At 74.2% G+C, this 22,892-nt stretch carries 22 protein-coding genes and 4 tRNA genes; 18 read left to right on the top strand and 8 right to left on the bottom strand.

What is annotated here, in order from left to right:
- The first annotated feature begins 1 nt into the window (after position 1).
- From AMIR_RS21235 to AMIR_RS21215, 5 genes are all read left to right on the top strand, one after another.
- On the top strand, positions 2-655 hold the full coding sequence (locus AMIR_RS21235) for a response regulator transcription factor (protein ID WP_015803002.1): 654 nt from the start codon (positions 2-4) through the stop codon (positions 653-655).
- 408 nt (positions 656-1,063) lie between these two features.
- Positions 1,064-2,284: a sedoheptulose 7-phosphate cyclase gene (locus tag AMIR_RS21230; protein ID WP_015803001.1), complete on the top strand. Its 1,221-nt coding sequence runs from the start codon at positions 1,064-1,066 to the stop codon at positions 2,282-2,284.
- Positions 2,281-3,135 carry an O-methyltransferase gene (locus AMIR_RS21225; protein ID WP_015803000.1) on the top strand — a complete coding sequence of 285 codons (855 nt, stop codon included), beginning with the start codon at positions 2,281-2,283 and terminating at the stop codon, positions 3,133-3,135. Before AMIR_RS21230 ends, AMIR_RS21225 begins: the two co-directional genes overlap by 4 nt.
- A gap of 62 nt (positions 3,136-3,197) precedes the next feature.
- A complete protein-coding gene (locus AMIR_RS21220; RefSeq protein ID WP_015802999.1) occupies positions 3,198-4,487 on the top strand; it encodes an ATP-grasp domain-containing protein in 1,290 nt (429 codons plus the stop codon).
- A gap of 3 nt (positions 4,488-4,490) precedes the next feature.
- A complete protein-coding gene (locus tag AMIR_RS21215; protein WP_015802998.1) occupies positions 4,491-5,510 on the top strand; it encodes a D-alanine--D-alanine ligase family protein in 1,020 nt (339 codons plus the stop codon).
- A gap of 5 nt (positions 5,511-5,515) precedes the next feature.
- On the opposite strand, the gene AMIR_RS35995 is transcribed toward AMIR_RS21215, so the two are convergent.
- A complete protein-coding gene (locus tag AMIR_RS35995) occupies positions 5,516-6,640 on the bottom strand; it encodes a GIY-YIG nuclease family protein (RefSeq protein WP_015802997.1) in 1,125 nt (374 codons plus the stop codon).
- Positions 6,641-6,859: 219 nt separating this feature from the next.
- On the opposite strand from AMIR_RS35995, the gene AMIR_RS21205 reads away from it, so the two are divergent.
- Positions 6,860-7,123 (top strand): hypothetical protein, encoded by a 264-nt coding sequence (locus AMIR_RS21205; RefSeq protein ID WP_015802996.1) that lies wholly within the window; start codon positions 6,860-6,862, stop codon positions 7,121-7,123.
- Positions 7,124-7,145: 22 nt separating this feature from the next.
- On the opposite strand, the gene AMIR_RS21200 is transcribed toward AMIR_RS21205, so the two are convergent.
- Positions 7,146-7,742 (bottom strand): sugar O-acetyltransferase, encoded by a 597-nt coding sequence (locus AMIR_RS21200; protein WP_015802995.1) that lies wholly within the window; start codon positions 7,740-7,742, stop codon positions 7,146-7,148.
- 115 nt (positions 7,743-7,857) lie between these two features.
- Between AMIR_RS21200 and AMIR_RS21195 the strand changes: the two genes are divergently transcribed.
- From AMIR_RS21195 to AMIR_RS21170, 6 genes are all read left to right on the top strand, one after another.
- Positions 7,858-8,268, top strand: coding sequence for a YybH family protein (locus AMIR_RS21195; protein ID WP_015802994.1), 411 nt, complete (start codon positions 7,858-7,860; stop codon positions 8,266-8,268).
- A gap of 43 nt (positions 8,269-8,311) precedes the next feature.
- Positions 8,312-8,388: transfer RNA gene (locus AMIR_RS21190), tRNA-Ala, on the top strand.
- A 41-nt stretch (positions 8,389-8,429) separates the two neighbouring features.
- Positions 8,430-8,503, top strand: a tRNA-Ala gene (locus AMIR_RS21185).
- A gap of 97 nt (positions 8,504-8,600) precedes the next feature.
- Positions 8,601-8,674: transfer RNA gene (locus tag AMIR_RS21180), tRNA-Gly, on the top strand.
- A gap of 74 nt (positions 8,675-8,748) precedes the next feature.
- Positions 8,749-8,822: transfer RNA gene (locus tag AMIR_RS21175), tRNA-Glu, on the top strand.
- A gap of 50 nt (positions 8,823-8,872) precedes the next feature.
- Positions 8,873-10,216, top strand: coding sequence for an SDR family NAD(P)-dependent oxidoreductase (locus AMIR_RS21170; protein WP_015802993.1), 1,344 nt, complete (start codon positions 8,873-8,875; stop codon positions 10,214-10,216).
- Between the two features lie 70 nt (positions 10,217-10,286).
- Here AMIR_RS21170 and AMIR_RS21165 read toward each other — a convergent pair whose 3' ends face one another.
- Genes AMIR_RS21165 through AMIR_RS21155 form a run of 3 tightly spaced genes read right to left on the bottom strand, consistent with a single transcriptional unit; the run spans position 10,287 to position 14,362 of the window.
- On the bottom strand, positions 10,287-12,116 hold the full coding sequence (locus AMIR_RS21165) for an ATP-binding protein (protein ID WP_015802992.1): 1,830 nt from the start codon (positions 12,114-12,116) through the stop codon (positions 10,287-10,289).
- The gene (locus AMIR_RS42850; RefSeq protein ID WP_015802991.1) at positions 12,113-13,540 is read right to left on the bottom strand and encodes a vWA domain-containing protein; all 1,428 of its coding nucleotides are present in this window, start codon (positions 13,538-13,540) and stop codon (positions 12,113-12,115) included. Before AMIR_RS42850 ends, AMIR_RS21165 begins: the two co-directional genes overlap by 4 nt.
- 3 nt (positions 13,541-13,543) lie before the next feature.
- Positions 13,544-14,362, bottom strand: coding sequence for a hypothetical protein (locus tag AMIR_RS21155; RefSeq protein ID WP_015802990.1), 819 nt, complete (start codon positions 14,360-14,362; stop codon positions 13,544-13,546).
- Between the two features lie 189 nt (positions 14,363-14,551).
- On the opposite strand from AMIR_RS21155, the gene AMIR_RS21150 reads away from it, so the two are divergent.
- Both AMIR_RS21150 and AMIR_RS21145 read left to right on the top strand, forming a co-directional pair.
- Entirely contained in the window at positions 14,552-15,379 is an 828-nt protein-coding gene (locus tag AMIR_RS21150; protein WP_015802989.1) for an SDR family oxidoreductase, read from the top strand.
- Positions 15,380-15,384: 5 nt separating this feature from the next.
- Positions 15,385-16,272 carry a LysR family transcriptional regulator gene (locus tag AMIR_RS21145; protein ID WP_015802988.1) on the top strand — a complete coding sequence of 296 codons (888 nt, stop codon included), beginning with the start codon at positions 15,385-15,387 and terminating at the stop codon, positions 16,270-16,272.
- Positions 16,273-16,347: 75 nt separating this feature from the next.
- Here AMIR_RS21145 and AMIR_RS21140 read toward each other — a convergent pair whose 3' ends face one another.
- The gene (locus AMIR_RS21140) at positions 16,348-16,758 is read right to left on the bottom strand and encodes a bacteriophage spanin2 family protein (protein WP_015802987.1); all 411 of its coding nucleotides are present in this window, start codon (positions 16,756-16,758) and stop codon (positions 16,348-16,350) included.
- 172 nt (positions 16,759-16,930) lie between these two features.
- On the bottom strand, positions 16,931-17,794 hold the full coding sequence (locus AMIR_RS21135; protein ID WP_015802986.1) for a helix-turn-helix transcriptional regulator: 864 nt from the start codon (positions 17,792-17,794) through the stop codon (positions 16,931-16,933).
- Positions 17,795-17,924: 130 nt separating this feature from the next.
- Between AMIR_RS21135 and AMIR_RS21130 the strand changes: the two genes are divergently transcribed.
- Positions 17,925-18,917 carry an aldo/keto reductase gene (locus AMIR_RS21130; RefSeq protein WP_015802985.1) on the top strand — a complete coding sequence of 331 codons (993 nt, stop codon included), beginning with the start codon at positions 17,925-17,927 and terminating at the stop codon, positions 18,915-18,917.
- Positions 18,918-19,007: 90 nt separating this feature from the next.
- On the opposite strand, the gene AMIR_RS21125 is transcribed toward AMIR_RS21130, so the two are convergent.
- Entirely contained in the window at positions 19,008-19,511 is a 504-nt protein-coding gene (locus tag AMIR_RS21125; RefSeq protein ID WP_143760830.1) for a hypothetical protein, read from the bottom strand.
- A gap of 398 nt (positions 19,512-19,909) precedes the next feature.
- Between AMIR_RS21125 and AMIR_RS21120 the strand changes: the two genes are divergently transcribed.
- The 3 genes from AMIR_RS21120 to AMIR_RS21110 are packed head-to-tail and all read left to right on the top strand — an operon-like array spanning position 19,910 to position 22,883.
- A complete protein-coding gene (locus tag AMIR_RS21120; protein WP_015802983.1) occupies positions 19,910-21,178 on the top strand; it encodes an ABC transporter substrate-binding protein in 1,269 nt (422 codons plus the stop codon).
- The gene (locus AMIR_RS21115; protein ID WP_015802982.1) at positions 21,175-22,080 is read left to right on the top strand and encodes a carbohydrate ABC transporter permease; all 906 of its coding nucleotides are present in this window, start codon (positions 21,175-21,177) and stop codon (positions 22,078-22,080) included. Before AMIR_RS21120 ends, AMIR_RS21115 begins: the two co-directional genes overlap by 4 nt.
- Positions 22,077-22,883 (top strand): carbohydrate ABC transporter permease, encoded by an 807-nt coding sequence (locus AMIR_RS21110; protein ID WP_015802981.1) that lies wholly within the window; start codon positions 22,077-22,079, stop codon positions 22,881-22,883. The genes AMIR_RS21115 and AMIR_RS21110 overlap by 4 nt, the downstream gene beginning before the upstream one ends.
- Positions 22,884-22,892 lie beyond the last annotated feature (9 nt).

The raw sequence follows: 22,892 nt of genomic DNA, 5'->3' as shown, positions 1-22,892 counted from the left end.
CGTGATCTCCGTGGTGCTCGTCGACGACCAGGCGGTCGTGCGCGCCGGTTTCCGCGTCATCCTCGACAGCGAGGACGACCTGCGCGTGGTCGGCGAGGCCGCCGACGGGGCGGGCGCCGTCGACCTGGTGGCCAGGCTCAAGCCGGACGTGGTGTGCATGGACGTGCGGATGCCCGGCGGCGACGGCCTCACCGCCACCCGCCGCATCACCACCACCCTGGCCGACCCGCCGCCGGTGCTCGTGGTCACCACGTTCGACCTGGACGAGTACGTGTTCGGCGCGCTGGAGGCGGGCGCCAGCGGGTTCGTCCTCAAGGACTGCGACCCCGAGGACCTGGTCTCCGCGATCCGCAGGCTCGCCGCGGGCCAGGGCCTGCTGGACCAGGCGGTGACCCGCCGGGTGATCGGCGAGTTCGCCCGCCGCGCCCCGCTGCCCGCCGTCGACCCCGCGGTCGAGGACCTGCTGACCGCGCGGGAGAAGGAGGTCGTGGTGCTGCTGGCCGAGGGCAGGTCGAACGTGGAGATCGCCGAGGCGCTGTTCATCGAGCCCAGCACGGTCAAGTCGCACCTGGGGCGGGCCATGACCAAGATCGGCGCGCGGGACCGGTTGCAGACCGTGGTCTGGGCCTATCAGAACGGCCTCGCCGCGCGCTGACGGCGCCTGCGGGCGGGTGATGACACCACCTCCGCGCCGGTTCCGCACGACGACCGGACGCGCACCACCCTGCCGTCCGACAGCGCTTGCCGCCGATCGAGTGGCCGCGCCGGGCGCGCGCGCTGCGTGTATTGCTCCACAGCGGAGCGTGACGGTAGCGTCCTCACCGTTCGCCGACAACACGATCCGGCCGCAGCGCCCCGCTCGAGAAAACGGGTGGCGCGCACGTGGCGCTCCTCAAGGTCGTGCCCGCACACGGCCCCCCTCCCGAGCACTCCCGCGCAGGTGTCGGCAACCGCGCGCGGGACGGCGCTCCACCCCCCACCGCTCCCCGCACCGCTCCGGCGTTTCCCGCTCGGCGGGACCGCGCCGCGATCGGCGCTGCCCTCCTGCCGACGGGAACGAGCCATGACGACGAACCTCACCGCGACGGTCACCGCCACGGAGAACGACTTCCGGGTGCGCGCCGTCGAGGAGCGCGACTACCTGCTGACCTACGTGGACGGGGCGTTCTCCCCGGAGAGCAGCCGGATCGCCGACCACCACCGCGCGCACGGCCGGTGCCTGATGATCGTCGACGCCAACGTCCACCGCCTGCACGGCGACCGCATCCGGGCCTACTTCGAGCACCACGGCATCGCGCTCACCGCGCTCCCGCTGGCCATCGACGAGACGCAGAAGTCGCTGCGCACAGTCGAGCGGATCGTGGACGCCTTCGGCGAGTTCGGGCTGATCCGCAAGGAGCCCGTGCTCGTGGTCGGCGGCGGCCTGCTGACCGACGTGGCCGGGTTCGCGTGCGCGGTGTTCCGCCGCTCCACCGACTACGTGCGGGTGCCCACCTCGCTGATCGGGCTCATCGACGCCAGCGTCGCGATCAAGGTCGCGGTGAACCACGGCCGCACCAAGAACCGGCTGGGGGCGTTCCACGCGTCCAAGGAGGTCGTGCTCGACTTCTCGTTCCTGGGGACGCTGCCGACCGAGCAGGTCCGCAACGGCATGGCCGAGCTGGTCAAGATCGCCGTGGTGGCGAACGCGGAGGTGTTCCGGCTGCTGGAGAAGTACGGCGAGGACCTGCTGCACACCGCGTTCGGCACGGTCGACGGCACCCCGCAGCTGCGCGAGACCGCCCGCAAGGTCACCCACGAGGCCATCGGCACCATGCTGGCGCTGGAGGCGCCGAACCTGCGGGAGCTGGACCTGGACCGGGCGATCGCGTTCGGCCACACCTGGAGCCCCGCGCTGGAGCTGGCCCCGGAAACCCCCTACCTGCACGGGCACGCGATCAGCGTCGACATGGCGCTGTCCTGCACGATCGCCGAGCGGCGCGGCTACCTGGCGACCAGCGAGCGCGACCGGATCTTCTGGCTGCTGAGCAAGGTCGGCCTGTCGCTGGACAGCCCGCACCTGACGCCGGAGCTGCTGCGCGCGGCCACCGAGTCGATCGTGCAGACCCGCGACGGGCTCCAGCGCGCCGCGATGCCCCGGCCGATCGGGACGTGCTGCTTCGTCAACGACCTCACCGAGTCCGAGCTGCTGGACGGGCTCGCCGCGCACCGCGAGCTGGTCGCCCGCTACCCCAGGGGCGGCGCGGGCGAGGACGTGCGGGTCACCAGGAGCGGTGCCGCGTGAACCCGTTGCCCACCAAGGGCTCCGCGTCCGGCGCCGTGTCCGCGCCGGGCGCGCCCCGCCCGGTGACGCCGGTGGCGCTGCTGGCCGACACCCTGGCCCGGTTGGCGGGGCGGTCGGACCTGCCGCCCGACGTCGTCGCCGAGCTGTCCGCCGCCGCCGAGCTGGCGTCCGGAGTGGACGGTTACGCCGGTCGGTGCACCACGCCGGAGTCGCCCGCGCTGCGCGAGCTGGCCGCCAGGACCGCCGAGCACGACTGGCGGGGACGGGGCGGCGGGGTCGCGCTGGAGCAGGAGATGCTGTCCGGGCACGTCGAGGGGCAGCTGCTCAAGACCCTGCTGCGGGCGCTGCGGGCGCGGCGGGTGCTGGAGATCGGCATGTTCACCGGCTACTCGGCGCTCGCCATGGCCGAGGAGCTGCCGGACGACGGGGTCGTCGTCGCCTGCGAGCTGGACCCGGACGTGGCGGCCTTCGCCCGCGAGCGGTTCTCCGCCTCGCCGCACGGCCGGAAGGTCGACGTGCGGGTCGGGCCCGCGCTGGACACCCTGGCGGGATTGGTGGGCGGCGAGCCGTTCGACCTGGTGTTCGTGGACGCGGACAAGGCCGGGTACACCGAGTACCTCGCGGTCGTGCTGGACGGCGGGCTGCTCGCGCCGCACGGGCTGGTGTGCGTGGACAACACGCTGATGCAGGGCAAGACCTACCTGCCCGGCGCCCGTGACGCGGTGGGCGCGGCCGTGGACCGGTTCAACCGGCACGTGGCGCAGCGGCCGGACGTGGCGCAGGTGCTCGTGCCGGTGCGCGACGGGCTCACCCTGATCCGCAGGGTGACGCCCGGAACGGGGGAGCCGTGAGCGATGCCGTCGCCCCGCAACGGGTTCCGGGCCGGGTTCCGGGCCGTTCGGGGTCCGGGCGGGTGTCCCGGACCCTGGGCGCGCTCGCGCTGCTCCTCGCGGCCCTGCCGTTCAGCGCCGCCCTCACCGCCGTGGCGGCGCTGCGCGCGGCGGTCCGGCCATCGCCCGCGCGGGCGACGCCGAGGCGGCCGAGGACGGTGCTGCTGACCGGCGGCAAGATGACCAAGGCGCTGCACCTGGCGCGCGCGTTCCACCGGGCCGGGCACCGGGTCGTGCTGGTGGAGACGGCCCGCTACCGGCTGACCGCGCACCGGTTCTCCCGCGCGGTCGACGCGTTCCACGTCGTGCCGGACTCGGCCGACCCCCGCTACCCGCAGGCGCTCCTCGCGATCGTGGAGCGGGAGGGCGTGGACGTGTTCGTGCCGGTGTGCAGCCCGGCGTCCAGCGTCCACGACGCCGCCGCCGCGCCGCTGCTGGCGACCCGGTGCGAGGTGCTGCACGCCGGGCTGGAGGTGGTGGAGCTGCTGGACGACAAGCACCGCTTCGCCGAGCTGTCCGCCGAGCTGGGCCTCCCGGTTCCCCGCTCGCACCGGATCACCGCGCCGGAGCAGGTGCTCGACCTGGGGCTGGACGGGCCGCACGTGCTCAAGAGCATCCCGTACGACCCGGTGAACCGGCTGGACCTGACCCCGCTGCCGAGGCCGACTCCCGAGGCGACGCTGGAGTTCCTGCGCGGCAAGGACGTCCGGGACGGGCACCCGTGGGTGCTGCAGGAGTTCGTGGCGGGCAAGGAGTACTGCACGCACAGCACCGTCCGGAACGGCCGGGTGGTGGTCTACGGGTGCTGCGAGTCCTCGGCGTTCCAGGTGAACTACGAGATGGTGGACAAGCCGGAGATCGAGCGCTGGGTGCGGGCCTTCGCCGAGGCCACCGGGGTGACCGGGCAGGTGTCGTTCGACTTCATCGAGTCGGCGGACGGCCGCGCGCTCGCCATCGAGTGCAACCCGCGCACCCACAGCGCCATCACCATGTTCCACGACCACCCGGACCTGGCCCGCGCCTACCTGGACCCGGACGCGCCGCAGATCCGGCCGCTGCCGTCGAGCAGGCCGACGTACTGGCTGTTCCACGAGCTGTGGCGGGCCCTGTCCGAACCGGGGACCGCGCGGGAGCGGCTGCGGGTGGTGGCGCGCGGCAAGGAGGCGGTCTTCGACTGGTCCGACCCGCTGCCGTTCCTGCTGCTGCACCACGTGCACGTGCCGCTGCTGCTGCTGCGGGCGCTGGTGCGCGGGCAGGACTGGGTGCGGGTGGACTTCAACATCGGCAAGCTGGTGGCGCCCTCGGGGGACTGACCTGTGCTTCGTGTTCTGCACCTGACCGGTTCGCCGGTGAGCCCGTTCTTCGCCGAACTGTCCACTGTGTACGGTCGGGGCTGCCTGGGCGCGGCGGCGGACCCGGCGCGCTACGAGTTCCTGGTGGCGCACGTGACCCCGGACGGCCGCTGGCGCTTCCCGGCGGACCTGACGCCGGAGGCGCTGGCGGCTGCACCCAGGCTGGGGCTGCCCGAGGCGCTGGGCCTGATCGAATCCCGGTCGGTGGACGTGGCCGTGCCGCAGCTGTTCTGCCCGCCCGGCATGACCACGTACCGCGCGCTGCTGGACGCCCTGGGCGTGCCGTACCCCGGAAACCCGCCGGACGTGATGGCGCTGGGCGCGGACAAGGCGATGACCCGCGCGGTCGTGGCGGCGGCGGGCGTCCCCGTCCCGGAGGGCCGCGTGGTCACCTCGGCCGACCCCTGCCCGCTCCCGCCGCCGTTCGTGGTGAAGCCCGTGGACGCCGACAACTCCGACGGCCTGACCCTGGTGCACGACCGCGCCGACTACCACGCGGCCCTGGACGCGGCGTTCGCCTGCTCGCCCCGCCGCAGGGCCTTGGTGGAGCGCTACGTGCCACCGGGCCGCGAGGTCCGCTGCGGCGTGCTCGTCAGATCCGGCGTCCCGACGCCGCTCCCCTTGGAGGAGTACCCGCTCCCGTCCGGCGTCCGCCCCCGCGCGGACAAGCTGGCCGACGACGGGGGCGGCTCCCTGTCCCTGGTGGCCAAGGCGGACGGCCGCTCGTGGATCGTCGACCACGACGACCCGGTGACGGCGGCCGTGCAGGAGCAGGCGCTGCGCTGCCACGAGGCGCTGGGCTGCCGCGACTACAGCCTGTTCGACTTCCGGATCGACCCGGAGGGGCGGCCGTGGTTCCTGGAGGCGGGGTTGTACTGCTCGTTCGCGCCGACGAGCGTGATCACGACGATGGCGGGCGCGGCGGGGATCGGGTTGGCGGAGCTGTTCGCCGAGGCCGTCACCACCGCCGCGCGCAGGGGGTGAGGCTTTCAGGTCAGCGGAATGCCCTCCCGCACTTCCAGCCCCTGGAGCTGGACCACGGGCTCCTTGGTCCCCGACGCGGTCGCGTAGGCCGACGCCGCCAGCTGGGTCAACCGAACGCCCTGGACCAGGATGGCGCGTCGAAGGCCGTCACTGACCACGCCGCGTTCCACGGCGGTGTCCGCGAGCCTGGCCAGGGTCGAAGCGCGCCGCGCGATGCGGACCGCCGCTGATCCCCACTCCCGCCTGGTATAGTCGTCCACCAGCGCGAAACGTCGAGAGGCGGGCAGTTCGACCGGTTCCGCGGTCGCCGGGACCCTCTCGTTGAGCAGCATCCCGAAGCGGCTCTCCGCGAGCAGGCGCTCGTAGATCGTGGACTCGACCGCGTCGAGGTGCTGCCTGGCCTGGTGCGCGGCTTCGCCTGTGCGGTCCACGTCCTCGTGCTCCCACAGCGGCCACAGCTCCAGCTCTGCGACCTCTTGAACGTCCAGGACGCGCATGGCGACCGCGTCGGTGCGCTGGTTCGACAGGTGGCGGCGGACCCTGGTCTGCACCCTCTCGTTCGTCTGACCGACGTAGATGGGTTCGCCGTCGTAGTCGTAGAACGCGTAACAACCGTACTTGGCGCTCCCCCATCGCCTGCCCTGCTCGTCCGTCGAGGCCAAGGCGGCCTCGAGGTGCGCCAGGAAAGAGCGCACGCGAGGCGTGACCAGCTGGTCGCGGTCGATGCCTGGCCGATGCGCGGTGGAGGCGCTTGAGACGTCACCTGCCTGCGGGGAGGCGGGCGGGGGAGTCTCGCGCGGGGTGGCGGCGGGCCCCGTCGTCCTCGTCTGCGACTCCAGTCGGGTCGCGCGCCACAGGGCGAACCACTCGTCCACGATCCCGGCGTGCTCCGGCCGCGCCGCGCCGTCGCGGTGGCGCAGCACCGCCCTGACGAACGCCCGCACGATCTCCGGCTTGGTCTGGCGCTGTCCCGCCAGCAGGGTGTGCACGCTGCCGACCGAGATCGACTCCTGGTCCGTCCTGGTCAACCTGCTGATAGTCGCGTAGCTGGGCTCTCCGCAGTCGATGCGCAGCTCTCGCAGCTTCCGCGCGAACTCCTCGATGGCCGAAGCCTCGGACGGAGTGGTCACGGGTCCCCCTTGCGCTGAACTGAATGGCTCTGAACGTACGTGAACGCGCCGAACGCCGTAGACGCAGTTCCGGTGGGGACGAACCGGTCAAAGCGCGATCATGTTCATTCAGGAACATTCAAAAGCATGGACCACTCAAGTTGAGTGTGTCAAGATCGAGGCAGAACCAGTGCGTCAGTCAGACATCGCCACTGGGCCCGAAGAACGGAGATGCGTCCCGTGTCCTCTGATCGTGTCGACACCTGTCCGCACGGCGCGCCGAGGGCGTGCTTCGACGCGCGTCCCGACTCGGCCGCCTCGACCGAGGGCGGGACGGGCTTGGTCGAGGTGCGCACCGCGGTGATCGTCCTGGCGTCGTTCGTCTGCGCGGCCATCGTCGGCCCGCTGACCTTCCTCGCCAACGGGAACGCACCGACTGCGGTTCTCGCGGGTGTCGTCGCTATCGGCGGTTCGCTCGTCGCCCTCAACGCGCTCATCCGCTAGGTGTCACCTGGTGGAACCCGGCTCACCCCTCCACCCCGATCTCCCGCACCACCCGCGCCGGGTTCCCCACCGCCACCGCGTTCGGTGGCACGTCTCGCGTCACGACCGCCCCCGCGCCGATCACGCTGTTGTCCCCGATCGTCACCCCAGGGCACACCACCACCCCGCCCCCCAGCCACACGTTGTCCCCGATCGTGATCGGCTTCGCCGCCTCCAGCTTGTCGCGCCTCGGTTCCGGCTCCACGGGGTGCGTGGGGGTCAGCAGCTGCACGCCCGGTCCGAACTGGCAGTCCTCGCCGATCGTGATGGGTGCGACGTCCAGCGCCGTCAGGTTGTAGTTGACGAACGTCCGCGCCCCGATCCGGATGTTCTCCCCGTAGTCCACGAACAGCGGCGGCTTCACCACCACTCCCTCGCCGACCTCGCCCAGCACCTCGGCGAGCAGCCGCCGCGCCTCCTCGTCCCGGCTCGCGGTGAACGCCACCCGGTACTCCTCCAGCAGCGCCAGCGCCCGCCGCGCGATGCGCTCGCTCTCCGGGTCGTCGGCGATGTACAGCTCGCCCGCGAGCATCCGCTCCCGGTTGGTCCTGGGGTCGCCCGCGAAGTAGTCCCTCGGCATGTGTACGAACGTACCACTGCCGCGCCGTTCCGCCGGGTGGGTGCGGCGCACCCTGGTCCGCGTGATCACCCGCACCTAGCGTCGATCCCGTCCACCACCGAAGGGAGTCACCCCCATGACCACCGTCGAGCAGCTCCACCGGGACTGGGTCTTCGGCTGGGAGCGGGCCCCGCACGACCCGCCGTTCGACTTCGCCGCCGCCCAGGGCCGCCACTACGCCGAGGGCGAGGTCCTGCTCTACGACGACTTCGACCCCGAGCAGCGCACCGCCCGCACCGCCCGCGAGTACGGCGCCATCTGGGAACCGGCCTTCCGGGACCTGCGCCTGGCCCGCCACACCGTCGTCTCCGGCCCGCACGTGCTGGAGTCCGGCGACCTGGCCTCCTCCACCCTGGTGTTCGAAGTGGACCTCGAACAGGCCGACGGGACCCGCTCCCGGTTGCGCACCACCACCTCCCTGGTGTGGCGGCGCGGCGCCGACGGGTGGCGGATCGTGCGCGAGCACAACTCCTCCGCCCGGATCTGACGGCCGGCCGGGACCGCCGCCCGGTTAAGATCACCGCCGATGCCCCGGCCGTAGCGCAGAGGCGGTCGCGCCACCCCGTGCGCGGGGCGGGACACGCGGGTTCGAATCCCGCCGCCGGGGCAGTCCGCGACCCGCCGTGCGGTTACCATCGGCGGCGACGTCGGGGCCGTAGCGCAGAGGCAGTCGCTCCCTCCTGGCAGGCGGGACCACGCGGGTTCGAATCCCGCCGCCCCGACGTCCCAATGGCCGACGCCCAACGCCCAACGCCCAACGGCCGGACCCCGCCCGACGTCCCGGCGACCCGCCGCGCGCACTAGCATCACCGGCAGTGCCGGGGTCGTAGCGCAGAGGCAGTCGCACCGCACCGCCAGTGCGGAGGACGCGGGTTCGAATCCCGCCACCCCGGCATCCCCCCGCGAGCCGAAGAGCCGAAAAGGCCCTGACGAACCCCACCCCGGCGGCTACCATCACCGGCAATGTCCCGGTCGTAGTGCAGAGGCAGTCACTCCGCACCCTCACTGCGGCGCACGCGGGTTCGAATCCCGCCGCCGGGACAGGCCAAGCTCCACGCGCGGGAAGCGCGAAGCGGGAAGACGGGGACGCGGTGCACGACGAGTTCGACGAGGCGGCCTTCCACGCCGCCCTCGCCCGCCTGCGCGCCCTCCCCGAGGACGACCCGGCCCGCCTGCGGGCCGAGCGCGCCGCCGAGTCCCTGGTCCGCGACGGCAAGCAGCGCCGCCGCAGGGCCAGGGGCGCCCGCCACGCCGCCGCCGACGCGCGGACCAGCGCCACCACCGCCACCGGCGCCGCCGACCGCCGGGAGGACGCCCCGCTGCCCGCCGTCCCGGACGCCGAACCGCGCCCGCTGCACCGGTCCCGCCGCTGTTACGTCTGCAAGCGGCCCTACCGCCTCGCCGACGCCTTCTACCACCTGCTGTGCCCCGACTGCGCCGCCGACAACACCCGCCGCCGCACCGCCTCCACCGACCTCACCGGCCGCCGCGCGCTGCTCACCGGCGGTCGCGTCAAGATCGGCTTCCAGCTCGCCCTGATGCTGCTGCGCGACGGCGCCGACCTGGTCGTCACCACCCGCTTCCCCCGCGACGCCGCCCGCCGCTTCGCCCAGGCCGAGGGAAGCGCCGACTGGCTGCACCGCCTCACCGTCGTCGGCGTCGACCTGCGCGACCCGCGCCAGGTGCTCGGCCTGTGCCAGGAGCTGCGCTCGGACGGCGCCCCGCTCGACATCCTGATCAACAACGCCGCGCAGACCGTCCGCCGCCCGCCCGAGGCGTACGCCCCGCTCACCGCCGCCGAGACCGGCCCGCTGCCGCCCGGCGTCCGGCTCGCCCCCGGCTACCGCGCCGCGCTCCCGGCCGACCGGGGCCGGGCCGCGCTGGAGCTGGTGCTGGCCGACCGCGCCACCCCGGTCCGGCTGGACGAGGCGGGCCTGGTCCCGGACACCGCGCCCGCGAACTCCTGGTCCGCGCGCCTCGGGGAGCTGGACCCCGCCGAGGTCCTGGAGACCCAGCTCGTCAACGCCTTCGCCCCCGCCCTGCTGTGCGACCGCCTGCTGCCGCTCCTGCTCGCCTCACCGGCCCCGCGCCGCTACGTCGTCAACGTCACCGCCGTGGAGGGCCGCTTCGAGGTCCGCAACAAGACCTCCGGCCACCCGCACACCAACATGGCCAAGGCCGCGCTGAACATGCTCACCCGCACCAGCGGCCCCGACCTCGCCCGCCAGGGCGTGCACATGTGCGCCGTCGACACCGGCTGGGTCACCGACGAGAACCCCGCGCCCAAGAAGGAGCACCTGGCGCGGCAGGGCTTCCGCACCCCGCTGGACGTGGTCGACGGCGCCGCCCGCGTCTACGACCCGATCGTCCGGGGCGAGGCGGGCGACCCGGTCTCCGGCGTCTTCCTCAAGGACTACCGCGAAGCCGCCTGGTAGCCGCCCACCACCCCTCGCGCGGCACCCGCCACCCCTTCCGCGGCACCCGCTAACCCTCGCGCGGCACCCGCTACCCCTTCCGCGGCAACGAGGTGAACACCTCGACCCAGAACCGCTGCCGCTCGTGCGAGGCCCCCACCAGGTACGTGGCGCGCAGCTTCGGCGGCAGCAGCGCGACCAGCCGCGCCACCGACTTCCGGTGCCTGCGCAGCTGCGACACCTCCGCGTTCGCCAGCACCCGGTGCACCACGTCGCTGTCGTCGTCCCCCTCGTCCGAGGACTCCAGCGCCCGCCGCAACCGCCCCTCCCAGTCGCCGACCCGCCGCGCCAGGTCCCCGAGCCCGGTCACCGCCCGCCGGCGCTCGAACCGGTCCTCCAGTGCCTCCAGGGGCACCGGCGCGTACTCCCCGTCCCCCAGGTAGATCAGCGCCTGCTCCAGCGGAAGCCCGTGCAGGCGCAGCTTCACCAGCCGCTCGACGGTCCGCTTGGTCACCCACCCCCGCGCGTCGTCGTCCAGGTCGTGCTTCCACCAGTCCAGCACGGTCTCCGCAGTCGTCCCGTACCGCGCGATCAGCCACTCGTTCGCGGGCACGTCCCCCGGCTCCACGACCAGCGAGGCGGTGAACCGGCTCGCCTGCGCGATGTTGTTGCGCGACACGTGCAGCTTGCGCCCCAGGTGGTACGGCGGGTTCTGGATCGCGACCTGCGCGCGCAGCCCCTCGATCGGCCGCCCGGCCAGCGACCACTCCTGCGTGATCTCCATCAGCCGCGCGAACGCCGACCGGTCCTTGGGCCGGTTGTACTCGTCCCACACCACCGCCTTCGGCCCGGTGTCCGCGAACCGCACGGCCAGCAGCGACTCCAGCGACCCGTCCGCCGTCGGCACCGGCACGCACAGGTCCTCCACGCTGGTCACCGGCATGGAGAAGTACACCGGCTCGCGCCCCAGCTCCGCCCGCACGACCTCCCGCACCAGCGCGGTCTTCCCGCACCCCGGCGGCCCCTGCAGCAGCACCGCCCACCGGTTGCGCAGCGCCGCCCGCAGCACCCGCCGCACCGGGTCGTCCACAGTGGACGGGTTCGGCACGCCCAGCGCGTCGGCGATCCGGTCCAGCACCTCGGTGGTGCGGTCCTCGTCCCGCCCCTCCGGGAGCCGCTCCACCAGCGCCATCCGCTCGCCGTTCACCAGCGGCAGCCCCCAGCTCAGCGGGAAGCCCTCGCGCGCGTTGGCCAGCACGTGCTCCACGGTGCGCGGCGCCAGCGCCTCCCGCAGCGCAGGGCCCAGCGAGGACCACACGTCGAACACCCCGCGCAGGTCCCACTCCCGGAACCGCTCGGCCAGCCGCACCCGCCAGGCCGTGTCGTCCGCGCCGACCCGCACCGTCACCATGCGGTCCAGCACCGCCAGGTCGTCGCGCCGCGCGCCCGTCTCGGCCAGGTCCTCGTTGTCGGTCAGGAAGACCCCGACGCAGCCCAGCGCGCGCAGGTCGTGCTCGCCGAGCGTCCAGTCGCACGCCACCTGCATCAGCTGCGCCTGGATCGACGGCCCGGCCTGCAGCGAGTCGTCGATCAGCAGCACGAACGGCCTTCCCGGCTTGAGCTGGCCCATGACCAGCTGCCGCAGCACCAGCTCGCCGGTCGCCGCGTCCCGCACCGGCGCGTTCACCAGCAGGTCGTCCGGGGTGAGGTTCGCGGCGGGCACGACCACCAGCGCCTTGTCCGGGTGCGCCTCGGCCAGGTGCGAGGTGAACGTCGACGTCTTGCCGATGCCGTGCGGGCCGAACACCTGCCCGGTCTGCCCGGTGGCGATCATGGCGTCGATGAAGTCGGCCAGCCTCGACCCGGTGCCGCGCGGCGGCGGCTCGGGGCAGGTCGCGCTGGGGCGCCAGGTGCTGCTCACGTCCGCTGTCCCGTCCGCGGCACCGGCCGGACCCGGTGGCACGCCATCCGCGGCCGGTGCGCGTCCGGCCAGTCGTCCCCGTCCGGGGTGATCAACCAGATCCACTTGTCCGGCTCGGCGGGGGTCACGGGCGGGGCGAAGCCGTCGGTCAGCACGATCACCGCGTCCACCACCTCGTCGAACCCGGCGCCGCCGGAAGCGGCACCGTCCACAGCGGACCTTCCCTCGACGTGGTCCACCACGGCCTGGAAGTCGGTCCCGCCACCGCCGCGCACCGCCTGCCCCGGCGCGAACGGCATGACGACCGTGTCGAAGGAGAGCCACCGCACCCGCGCGCCGTCGATCCGCCCCACCAGGTCCGCCATCCACGCCACCGCGCCGTCCACCAGCGAGCCCGACGCGTCGAGCGCGATCACCACCGACCGCTCCCGCACCGGGCCCACCCGCGCCAGCACCGGGTCGTGCCCGAGGGCGGCCAGCACCGCGCCGCGCTTGCGCGGGTACACCAGCCGCTCACCGGGGCTCAGCAGCGAGCCCAGCACCCCGACCAGCCAGCGCTGCCACCAGTCGGTGACCTCCCGGTTCGACGTCCTGGCGCGCGCCTGCCCCGCCGCGCCCAACCCCGCCCAGCGGCGGCTCGCGCTGTCCGAGGTGCCGTCGGTGCGCCGCACCAGCCCCGACACCTCCGACTCGGCGGACCGGTTGCCCCTGCGGGCGGACAGCAGCGCGTTCAGCAGCGCCGACGAGGCCAGCGCGTCCACCGAGCCCTGGTCCAGCGGCGTGAACTCCTCGCCCTGGTGCACGCACAGCGGCGCGGGCTCGACCGGCACGGCCATCCGCTTGAGCTCGCGGTAGATCCCGAGGTCGGTGACCGCGAAGGCCCGGTAGTCCAGCGGTTCCAGGCCGCGCTCGGCCAGGTCCGCGCGGTAGCGCTCGTGCACCGCCCCCGGGTCGACCCCGACCGGTCGGCCGTCCACCTCGGGCAGACCGTCCCGCCCCAACCGGATCAGCGCCACGTGGTTGATCGCCACCTCGGCGGCGAGGGTGAACACCGGGTCCCCGGCCAGCTCCGGCTCGACGAACAGGTGCCGGTGCACCAGGTGCCTGGCCTCGTGGAACAGCACGAACTTCACGCCGTCCAACCCCAGCGCCACGAAGAACCCAGGGTTGTACAACAACAAGCAGGACCCGTCGCCGGACGCCACGACCGCCGCCGTCGGCACGGCCGTGGTCGGCACCTGGTGGCGGCACTTGGCGAACAGCCACGACGCCACCGGCGACCCGGTCAGCCCGAAGTCCAGCAGGGCCGCGTCCTTGAGCCTGCCCGCCTCCGCCACCACCTCCGGGTCCGCCGGGTTCCACGCCAGCAATGCCCTGCGGTCGGCCAGGTCCACGACGTGCCGCCGCGCCGAGTGCTCCGACACGCGTCAGACCCGCGTGATCGCGCCGCAGGTGCGCAGCAGCTCCGGGAGGGCGCCCGCGAACGTGGGCAGCAGCTGCGCCAGCACCGACCACGCCTCCAGGTCCCCGCCCAGCTCCGCGCGCACCAGCGGCCCCAGCGCGGCGGCGGCCTCGGCCGCGCGGTGCGGGACCGCCCACCTGCCGTCGTTGAGCGCCTTGAGCACGCGGAAGGCGTGCGGGAACTCCGTCGCGTACTCGCCCGCGTCGCGCACCAGCCCCGCCCTCCGCAGGCGCGTCAGGTGCTTGCGGTGGGTGGCCAGGCCGAGGCGGACCTCGTGCGGGCAGTCGATCCGGTTCGCCAGCCCCCACTTCGCGTAACCGGGCAGCGGCTCCGCGCGATCGGCCGCCACGACGGCGTCCCAGCCGTCCCACGCCAGCGCGTCCGCCGCGCGGTTGCCCTGCGCCATGCTCGTCACGGCGCGCAGCAGCGCGATCACGCCCTCGGTGGTCTCCGCGCCGGGCGGCAGCGGCGCGGGCTCGCAGTTCCGGCAGCAGTCGACCACCGGCAGCGGCCCGGTCGCCCGGCCGAACGGCGCGCCCGCCCGCACCCGGCGGCGCAGGGCGTCGTCCGGGAAGGTGTGCGCCACCTCGCGGTTCGTCTGCGGGTCGTCGTTCTCCAGCTGCCACAGGAACGAGGAGCGCAGCCCGGGGACGTACCAGCTCCTCGGGTGGCGCGCGGGCTCGTCCGGGGGCAGGTCGATCCGCCGCGCCACGGCCGCCGCGAGGTCCGGGTCCACTTCGGACAGCAGGAAGTGCACGCTCGAATCCGCCCCCGACTGCCCCATGATCACGAGTATCGCACTCGCGGGGCGGGAGGCCGACCGGATTGCCCGCGGGGAGAGGCAGGCCACGTGCCCGCCGCGCCGAGGTGTGCGTGTTCCGCATGGCTTGTGTGCTCGATCATCGCTGGTGCGCATGGCTGGGCGTCGTTAGCGTCGGTGGGGTCGTCATAGCCGGAGCAGAGGGGTGCTGACATGACCACGTGGTTCGTCACCGGGTCGTCCAGGGGCATCGGCCGGGAGCTGGTCGAGCGCGTGCTGGCGCGCGGGGACCGGGTCGCCGCGACCCTGCGCGCGCCGAAGCGGTTGGACGACCTCGCCGAGCGCCACGGCGACCGGCTGTGGCGGCGTCGGCTGGACGTCACCGACACCGCCGAGGTCGAGCGCGCGCTCGCCGAGGCCGTCGCCGAGCTGGGGCGGCTCGACGTCGTCGTGTCCAACGCGGGCCACGGGGTGTTCGGCGCGGCCGAGGACCTGAGCGATCAGCAGGTGGAGGACGCCATCGCCACCAACCTGACCGCGTCGATCCAGCTCGCCCGGCGCGCCGTCCCCGTGCTGCGGGCGCAGGGCGGCGGGACGCTCGTGCAGCTGTCCAGCATGGGCGGGCACCTCACGTTCCCCGGCTTCGCGATCTACCACGCCACCAAGTGGGGCGTGGAGGGCTACTTCGAGGCGCTGGCGCGCGAGGTCGAGCCGTTCGGGATCAGGACCGTCCTGGTCGAGCCGGGCATGGTGCGGACCTCGTTCTACGACGCGGCCACCAGGGTCCCGGCCAGCGAGCCGTACCGGGGCGGGGTCGCCGACCAGGAGCCGCTGCCGGTGGAGCGGATGCCGGGCAGCCAGTCCGGGGTGGCGCACGCGGTGATCGAGGCCGCGCTGTCCGACGACCCGCCGCTGCGGCTGCTGCTCAACTCCGACGCGCACGAACTGGTCACCGGGGCGGTCCGGGAGCGGCTGGCGGCGTTCGAGGCGCGCAGGGAGGCGGCGTTCGCGGCCGACGCCGAGCAGCCCCGCGCATACTGACCACCATGTCCGGGATGACCCTGCTGGGGCTGCGCGTGGTGGTCGAGGTCGCGCGGCGCGGGTCGTTCACCGCCGCCGCCGAGGTGCTCGGCTACACCCAGTCCGCCGTGTCCCGCCAGGTCGGGGCGATGGAGACGGCTGCGGGCGGCCCGCTGTTCGAGCGCGGCGCGCGCGGCGTCCGGCCCACCCCGGCGGGGGAGGCGCTGCTCCGGCACGCCGGGCAGGTCGTCGCGCACGTCGAGGCGGCCGAGCTGGAGATCGCCGGGCTGCGCGACCGGCTCGCCGGGCGGCTGGTCGTCGGCGCGTACCCCACGGCCGCCGCCGCGCTGGTCCCGAGCGCCGTCGCCCGGCTGCGGGCCGCGCACCCCGCGCTGGCCGTGTCGCTGGGCGAGGCGGGCAGCCCCGCGCTGCTGCGCAGGCTCCGCGCCGGGCGGCTGGAGGTCGCGGTGATCGCGGTCGGCGACGGGCTGCCCGACTACGACCTGACCGGGCTGGTGGTCGAGCAGGTGCCGGGACAGCGGGGGATGGGCGTCGCGGTGGCCGACGACCACCCGTTCGCCCGGCAGTCCGAGGTGGACGTGGCGCAGCTCGCCGACCAGGTGTGGGTCGTCGGCGTCGGCAAGGAGGGCGAGCCGCAGTTCGGGGCGTGGCCCACGCTCGCCGACCCGGTGGTCGGGCACGAGGCGCGCAGCTGGCCGACCCGGTTCGGCCTGGTCAAGGCCGGGCTGGGCATCACGGTGCTGCCCGGCCTCGCCGCGGGCACCGCGCCGCGCGGCGTGACCTGGGTGCCGGTGCGCGACCCGGAGCTGGTGTGGGGCAGGCGGACCGTGGCCCTGACCCGCCCCGACCGCTCGGACGCGGCGGGCGCGTTCGTGCGCGCCCTCCGGGGGTGAGCCCGCGCCGGACCGCTGGGGCCCGGACGAGCCGGGGCGGACGAGCCAGGCCCGGACGGACGCTCGTGCGCCCGGTCAGGACGCGCAGGCGCTGGTGAGCGTGGCGACCTGCTGGGCCTTGAGCTCCAGCCACTGCGCGGGCCGGACGACCACGTCGTCCACGGTGACCTCGCGCAGCGTCGTCGCCAGCGCGGTGATCGCCTCGTCGACCGTCGTGTCCGCCGCGCGCGCCGCCAGGTCGCCGAGGTTGTCGGCGGCGGTGTGCGCCTGGTCCACGGCCTGCTCGGGGCTCGTGGTGTCGACCGCGGCGCCCGCCTGGGCGAGCGCGTCGGTGCACACCTGGATGGCGGACGCGGTGTCGGCGACCGAGGCCGCGGTGTCCGACGCCTCCTGCAGCGCGCCGCACGCGGACAGCGCCAGCACGGCCGTGACGGCGGCGGCAGCGGTGGTGAATCGGGTGGCGGCGGTTCGGGTGGCGGCGCGCATGGCGGGTCCTCCGGCTCTCGTTCGGGCCAGAGGTCTCCCCGACCACCGCCTGACGGGGTGGCGCCGTGACCGGGGCGTCGTGGGACGACCGTACTGACGATCACGGGCGGAGTGGGTACTCCCCTCTGCCCCCAGGGTGCCGGTGGATCGCCGGACCGTCAAGCGTCGCAGGTCAGGCCAGGTGCGCCTGCTCGGTGGGGAACTCCTCCACGCCCAGCACGCGCAGCAGCTCCAGCCGCTCGCGGGTCTCCGCGTCGGCCGGGGTGAGCACGAGCAGCAGCTGCCGCTGGTCCGGCGTCACGAGCGTCTCGCAGTCCATGACCAGCCTGCCCACGGCCGGGTGCACGAGCGTCTTGTCGTCCATGGCGCGCACCGCCACCTCGTGCCCGGCCCACAGCCGCCGGAACTCGCCGCTCACCCGCGCGAGCCGCGCCACCAGCCGGTTCGCCACCGCCTCGTCCGGCGCCCCGACCCGCCGCCCCACCGCCGCCCGCAGGTCCGCGACCAGGCTCCGCGAGTGCCGCTCGCGCTCCTCGGGGCCGTGCGCGGCGAGCGCGTCCGGTGCGGTGAACCAGCGGTGCAGCAGGTAGCGCTCGTCGCCGGTGAACCCGCTGTGGTCGCCCATGAGCAGCACCGCCGCCCGGTTCTGCGCCAGCGTCTCGCCCAGGTCCGACATCACCAGCGCGGGGGTGCCGTCGATCAGGTCGAGCAGCCGCGCCAGCCCGGCCCGCGCCTGCCGCGCCGACCCCGAGGCGGGCGGCGGCTGGTGACCGGCCAGGCGGAACAGGTGGTCGCGCTCGTCGCCGGACAGCCGCAGCGCCCGCGCCAGCGCGCCGAGCAGCTGGGTCGACGGCTGGCTGCTGCGGCCCTGCTCCAGGCGCACGACGTAGTCGGTGGACATGCCCGCGAGCGCCGCCACCTCCTCGCGGCGCAGGCCGGAGGTGCGGCGGCGCGGCCCCTCGGCGAGGCCGACCTCGGCGGGTCGGATCGCCTCGCGGCGGCGGCGGAGGAAGTCGGCGAGCTGGTCCCGGTGCACGCGGTCGATGGTCGTCGCCGCGCGCGCTCCGAGCCAGGGAGCGGCTCTCCCACGATCAGCTCTCCGCTCCCGCCCGCCCGTCCCGCCGTGCAGGGTCGGGGCGGGAACCGCAGCTGCGAGGAGCGTTGAGATGCAGATCCGAACGATGGGCCGCACCGGACCCGCCGTGTCCGCGCTGGGGCTGGGCGCCATGGCGATGTCCGGGGCGTACGGCGAGTCCGACCGGGCCGAGAGCCTGGCGACCGTGCGCGCCGCGCTGGACGCGGGCGTCACCCTGATCGACACCGGGGACTTCTACGGGTCGGGGCACAACGAGCTGCTGCTGGCCGAGGCGCTGCGGGGGAGAGCGCGCGAGGAGTTCGTGCTGAGCGTGAAGTTCGGGCAGCTGATCGGGCCGGGGACGCGGCTCCTGGGCGTCGACGGGCGGCCGTCGTCCGTGAAGAACTACCTGGCGCACTCGCTCACCAGGCTGGGCGTCGACCACGTGGACGTCTACCGGCCCGCGCGGCTGGACCCGGACGTGCCGGTCGAGGACACGGTCGGGGCGGTCAAGGAGCTGGTCGAGGCCGGGCACGTGCGGCACCTGGGGCTGTCGGAGGTGGGGGCCGGGACGATCCGCCGGGCGCACGCGGTGCACCCGGTCGCCGACCTGCAGATCGAGTACTCGCTGATCTCCAGGGCGGTGGAGGACGAGGTGCTGCCGGTGCTGCGCGAGCTGGGGATCGGGGTGACCGCGTACGGGGTGCTGGGGCGGGGGCTGATCTCGGGCCACTGGGACGCGTCGCGGGTGACGGCGGGGGACCACCGGGCGCGCTCGCCCCGGTTCGGCGCGGGGAACGTGGAGCACAACCTCGGGCTGGTGGAGGCGCTGCGCGCGGTGGCGGGGGAGAGGGGGTGCACGGTGGCGCAGCTGGTGATCGCCTGGGTGGCGTCCCGCAGCGACGACGTCGTGCCGCTGGTGGGGGCCCGGACGCGGGAGCGGCTGGCGGAGGCGCTGCCCGCGGCGGAGCTGGAGCTGACCGGGGCGGAGCTGGCGGCGATCGAGCGGGCGGTGCCCAGGGGCGCGGCTCGGGGCGACCGGTACCCGTCGGTGGCGATGGCGGCGCTGGAGGTGGGGAATTAGCGGCGGAGGAATTAGTGGAATTCCTCGAGGGCTCTTCCGGTGAGCCTGCGGGGCGGGCGTCGGTGATTTCCGAGGCCCGCCCCCGGTGGATCAGGTGCGGACGACGATGCTGTAGATCTGGGGGATCTCCGTGATGGTGTTGTCCGGCCACAGGACCGCGCCCAGCGCGCCGGTCTCGTAGGCCGCCGAGACGTGCGGCGAGGCGGAGGCCACCCGGTTGACGACGATCGAGTTGGCCTTCTCCAGCTGGTCCGACGCGATCAGCGAGCCGTTGCGGTACAGGCCGACCGCGACGTAGATCGCGGGCATCACCACGCCTCCGGTGCAGCTCACGCTGCCGATGCCCTGCTCACCGCCACCCGATCCGCCGAACCAGCGGTTCGGGTTGCTCGCGGTGAGCGTGCACGACCAGGGGCCGTTGGTGACGGTGCTCGTGGCCGAGGCGGACAGCTCCGGGGACCGCGCGGACAGCCCCGACGAGGTGATCCGGTCCGGCGTGGCGCTCTCGGCCGATGCGGTGGGCGCGGCCACCGCCGTGGCGGGGAGGAGCAGGGCGGCGATGGCCGCCCTGATCGGCCAGGTGCTCTTCTTCATGCACATCCCAAACTTTTTTTCCAATCGCCCTCCGGAATGCCGGGCGATTGCGGGGAATTCACAAGCTATCGACGTCCCGCTCGCCCGGTAAATGCCTCCTGCGGGTGACGGCCGTTCGGTCGGCAGCCGTTAATAGGGGTCGACTGGGACGGCTGCCCGCCGGTGCGGGGTCGCCGACCGGATGGGTTCCCACGACCGGATGACCTCCAACGGGTGGTTTCCCCGCCACCGCCACCGCGCCCCGACCACCCCGCCGTACCGCGCGCACCAGGCACAACACCCGCCCGCGCCCGTCCCGCCCGCCCCGCGCAACCCCCGTCCACCACGCGGACGACCTCGACACAAGATCGCCCGCAACCCCATCATTCCCGGCAGTTCCGAGCCGGGGAGGTGGTGCCATGGGCGCCGGGGGACTGGACCGACGCTCGTTCCTCGCGGCAGCCGGGCTGCTCGGCCTCGGGCTGGGCGGGCCGTCGCTGGCCGCCTGCGGGTCCAACACCGGGCGCGACGGGTCCGCGCCGGGCACGCTCAGCCACTGGTACCACGCCTACGGCGAGGACGGCGTGCAGGACGCCGTGCGCCGGTACGCCGCCGACTACCCCGACGCCCGCGTCGAGGTGCAGTGGAACCCCGGCGACTACGAATCCAAGATCGCCACCGCGCTCCAGGGCGGCCGGGTGCCCGACGTGTTCGAGGCCCAGGTCAAGGTCGACTGGGTCCGGCAGCAGCGGGTCGTCCCGCTCGACGACCTCCTCGGCGACCAGCGCCCCGACTTCGTCAAGACCCTCCTGGACTCGCAGACCGTCGACGGCAGGCTCTACGGCGTCCCCCAGGCCATCGACACCCAGGTCCTGTTCTACCGCCCCAGCCTCCTGCGCGAGGCGGGCGTCACCCCGCCCACCACCGTGGACGAGCTGGTCGACGCCACCCGCCGCCTGTCCGGCAACACCGCGCGCGGCTTGTTCGCGGGCAACGACGGCGGCGTCGCCGTGCTCACCGCGCCGCTGCTGTGGTCCGCCGGGCTCGACCTGCTCAGCCCGGACGGCGAGTCCCCCGGCTTCGACGACCCGCGCGCCGCCACCGCCGTCGGCAAGCTCCGCGAGCTGCACGCCACGGGCGGCCTCCTGCTCGGCGCCCCTGCCGACTGGGCCGACCCCGGCGCGTTCACCGAGGGCCTGACCGCCATGCAGTGGACCGGCCTGTGGAACCTGCCCAAGATCGTCGAGGCGCACGGCGACGACGTCGGCGTCCTGCCCTTCCCGCGCCTGGACGCCGACGGCGCCGAGTCCGTGCCCGTGGGCGCCTACAGCGCGATGGTCAACGCCCGCGCCGCCGACGTCGAGCGCGCCAAGGACTACGTGCGCTGGCTGTGGGTCGAGCGGACCGACCACCAGGCCGAGTTCGCCACCGCCTTCGGCGCGCACCTGCCCGCCCGCGCCAGCCTGCGCCCCGCCGCCGACCGGCTCAGCGGCGGGCTCGGCGCGGACGTCGCCCAGCTCGTCGCCGACGTCGGCCGCGTCGCCAGCCCGGCCCGCTGGAGCGCCGCCGCGAACACCGCCCTGTCCGACGCCGTCTCCCGCGTCGCCCGCGAGGGCGCCGACCCCGCCGAGGAGCTGCGCGCCGCCGTCGCCACCGCCCGCGACGAGCTCACCAGGCTGGACCGGTGACCCGCAGCCGCCCGCTCGCGTTCTGGCTGTTCGTCGGCCCGTTCGCGGTCGGGCTGCTGCTGTTCACCGGCCTGCCGATCGCCTGGAGCGGCTACCTCAGCCTGTTCGACGCCAGGGGCACGGTCACCCCCACCCGCTTCACCGGCCTGGACAACTACGCCGCGATCCTCACCGACCGCGCGTTCCTGGACAGCGTCGGCACGGTCACCGCCTTCGCCGCCCTCGTCGTCCCCGCCACCACGGTCCTCGCGCTGGGCCTGGCCCTGCTGCTCAACGGGATCACCGTCGCCCGCGCGTTCTTCCGCTCGGTGTTCTTCCTGCCGTTCGCCTGCTCCTACGTGGTCGCCGCGCTCCTCTGGCGCTCCGCCCTGTTCCCCGGCACCGCCGACGGCGCGGCCAACACCGCGCTCGGCTGGTTCAACATCGACCCGCTCGCCTGGACCGGCACGGTCGACCCGCCGCTGTACTGGGTGGTGCTGGTCAGCGCCCGCCTGTGGCTGCAACTGGGCTTCTACGCGATCCTGCTCATCGCCGCGCTGCAGCGCATCCCCCAGCACCTCTACGAGGCGGCCTGGGTGGACGGCGCGTCCCCGCGCTGGCAGAGCTTCCGGCACGTCACGCTGCCCGGCCTGCGCGGCACGCTCGTGGCCGTGCTCACCCTGAACCTGATCAACGCCTACCAGGCGTTCGACGAGTTCTACAACATCCTCGGCGACTCGCGCGGCTACCCGCCGTTCGCCCGCCCGCCGCTGGTGTACCTGTACTACACCTCGCTCGGCTCGGGCGGCCAGGACCTGGGGCGGGGGAGCGCGGGCGCGGTCGTGCTCGCGCTGGTGATCGCCCTGGTGACGCTGCTGTCCGGGCGCGCGCTGCGGGGCGTCCGGCGGGAGCCGGGCCGGTGAGGCCGGTCGGGCGCCGCCGCAGCACCTCGGGCCGGGTCGGCGCGCTCGCCCGCTGGACCGTCCTGCTGCTCGCCTCGGCGCTGTTCCTGCTCCCGTTCGCCCTGCTGCTGCGCGACGGCGTCGGCACCGGCTGGGCCACCGTCCGGCAGGTCTTCACCACCACCGACGTCCCGTTCGCCCGCAGCCTGCTCAACTCCACCACCGTCGCCGTGCTCCAGACCGCGGGCCAGGTGCTGGTCTGCTCACTGGCCGGGTACGGGCTGGCCCGCGTCCCCTACCGGCACGCGAACCGGGTGCTCGCCGCGATCGTCGCCACCCTGATGGTCCCCACCGCCGTCACGTTCCTGCCGACCTTCGTGGTCGTCTCCAGCCTCGGCTGGGTCTCCGACCTGCGCGGGCTGGTCGTGCCCGGCCTGTTCAGCGCCCTCAACGCCTTCCTGTTCCGGCAGTGCTTCCTGGACTTCCCGGCCGAGCTGGAGGAGGCGGGCACGCTCGACGGCCTGTCCCGCTGGGGCGTGTTCCGCCGCATCGTGGTCCCGAACCGGCTGGGCTTCTTCGCCGCCATCGCCGTGATCGACTTCATCGGCGCGTGGAACCAGTTCCTGTGGCCGCTGGTGATCGCCCAGGACTCCTCGTCGTGGACCGTCCAGGTGGCGCTCTCCGCCCTGCTCACCGCGCAGAACCCCAGGACGACCCTGCTGTTCGCCGCCGCCGCCGTGTCGGTCCTGCCGATCGCGCTGGTGTTCGCGCTGCTCCAGCGCCACCTCGTGCGCGGCGTCACCGAGACCGGCCTGAACGGCTGAAACACCCCC

Origin of the sequence: Actinosynnema mirum DSM 43827 (assembly GCF_000023245.1) — a bacterium.
GTDB lineage: Bacteria > Actinomycetota > Actinomycetes > Mycobacteriales > Pseudonocardiaceae > Actinosynnema > Actinosynnema mirum.
This window is presented reverse-complemented; position numbering and strand designations above follow the sequence as displayed.

Excerpts from the sequence above, each read along its gene's own strand:
- AMIR_RS21230 (WP_015803001.1), top strand. The coding sequence starts at position 1,064 with ATGACGACGAACCTCACCGCGACGGTCACCGCCACGGAGAACGACTTC.
- AMIR_RS21200 (WP_015802995.1), bottom strand. The coding sequence starts at position 7,742 with ATGCCGAGGGACTACTTCGCGGGCGACCCCAGGACCAACCGGGAGCGG.
- AMIR_RS21195 (WP_015802994.1), top strand. The coding sequence starts at position 7,858 with ATGACCACCGTCGAGCAGCTCCACCGGGACTGGGTCTTCGGCTGGGAG.
- AMIR_RS21155 (WP_015802990.1), bottom strand. The coding sequence starts at position 14,362 with ATGGGGCAGTCGGGGGCGGATTCGAGCGTGCACTTCCTGCTGTCCGAA.
- AMIR_RS21150 (WP_015802989.1), top strand. The coding sequence starts at position 14,552 with ATGACCACGTGGTTCGTCACCGGGTCGTCCAGGGGCATCGGCCGGGAG.
- AMIR_RS21145 (WP_015802988.1), top strand. The coding sequence starts at position 15,385 with ATGTCCGGGATGACCCTGCTGGGGCTGCGCGTGGTGGTCGAGGTCGCG.
- AMIR_RS21140 (WP_015802987.1), bottom strand. The coding sequence starts at position 16,758 with ATGCGCGCCGCCACCCGAACCGCCGCCACCCGATTCACCACCGCTGCC.
- AMIR_RS21130 (WP_015802985.1), top strand. The coding sequence starts at position 17,925 with ATGCAGATCCGAACGATGGGCCGCACCGGACCCGCCGTGTCCGCGCTG.
- AMIR_RS21125 (WP_143760830.1), bottom strand. The coding sequence starts at position 19,511 with ATGAAGAAGAGCACCTGGCCGATCAGGGCGGCCATCGCCGCCCTGCTC.
- AMIR_RS21120 (WP_015802983.1), top strand. The coding sequence starts at position 19,910 with ATGGGCGCCGGGGGACTGGACCGACGCTCGTTCCTCGCGGCAGCCGGG.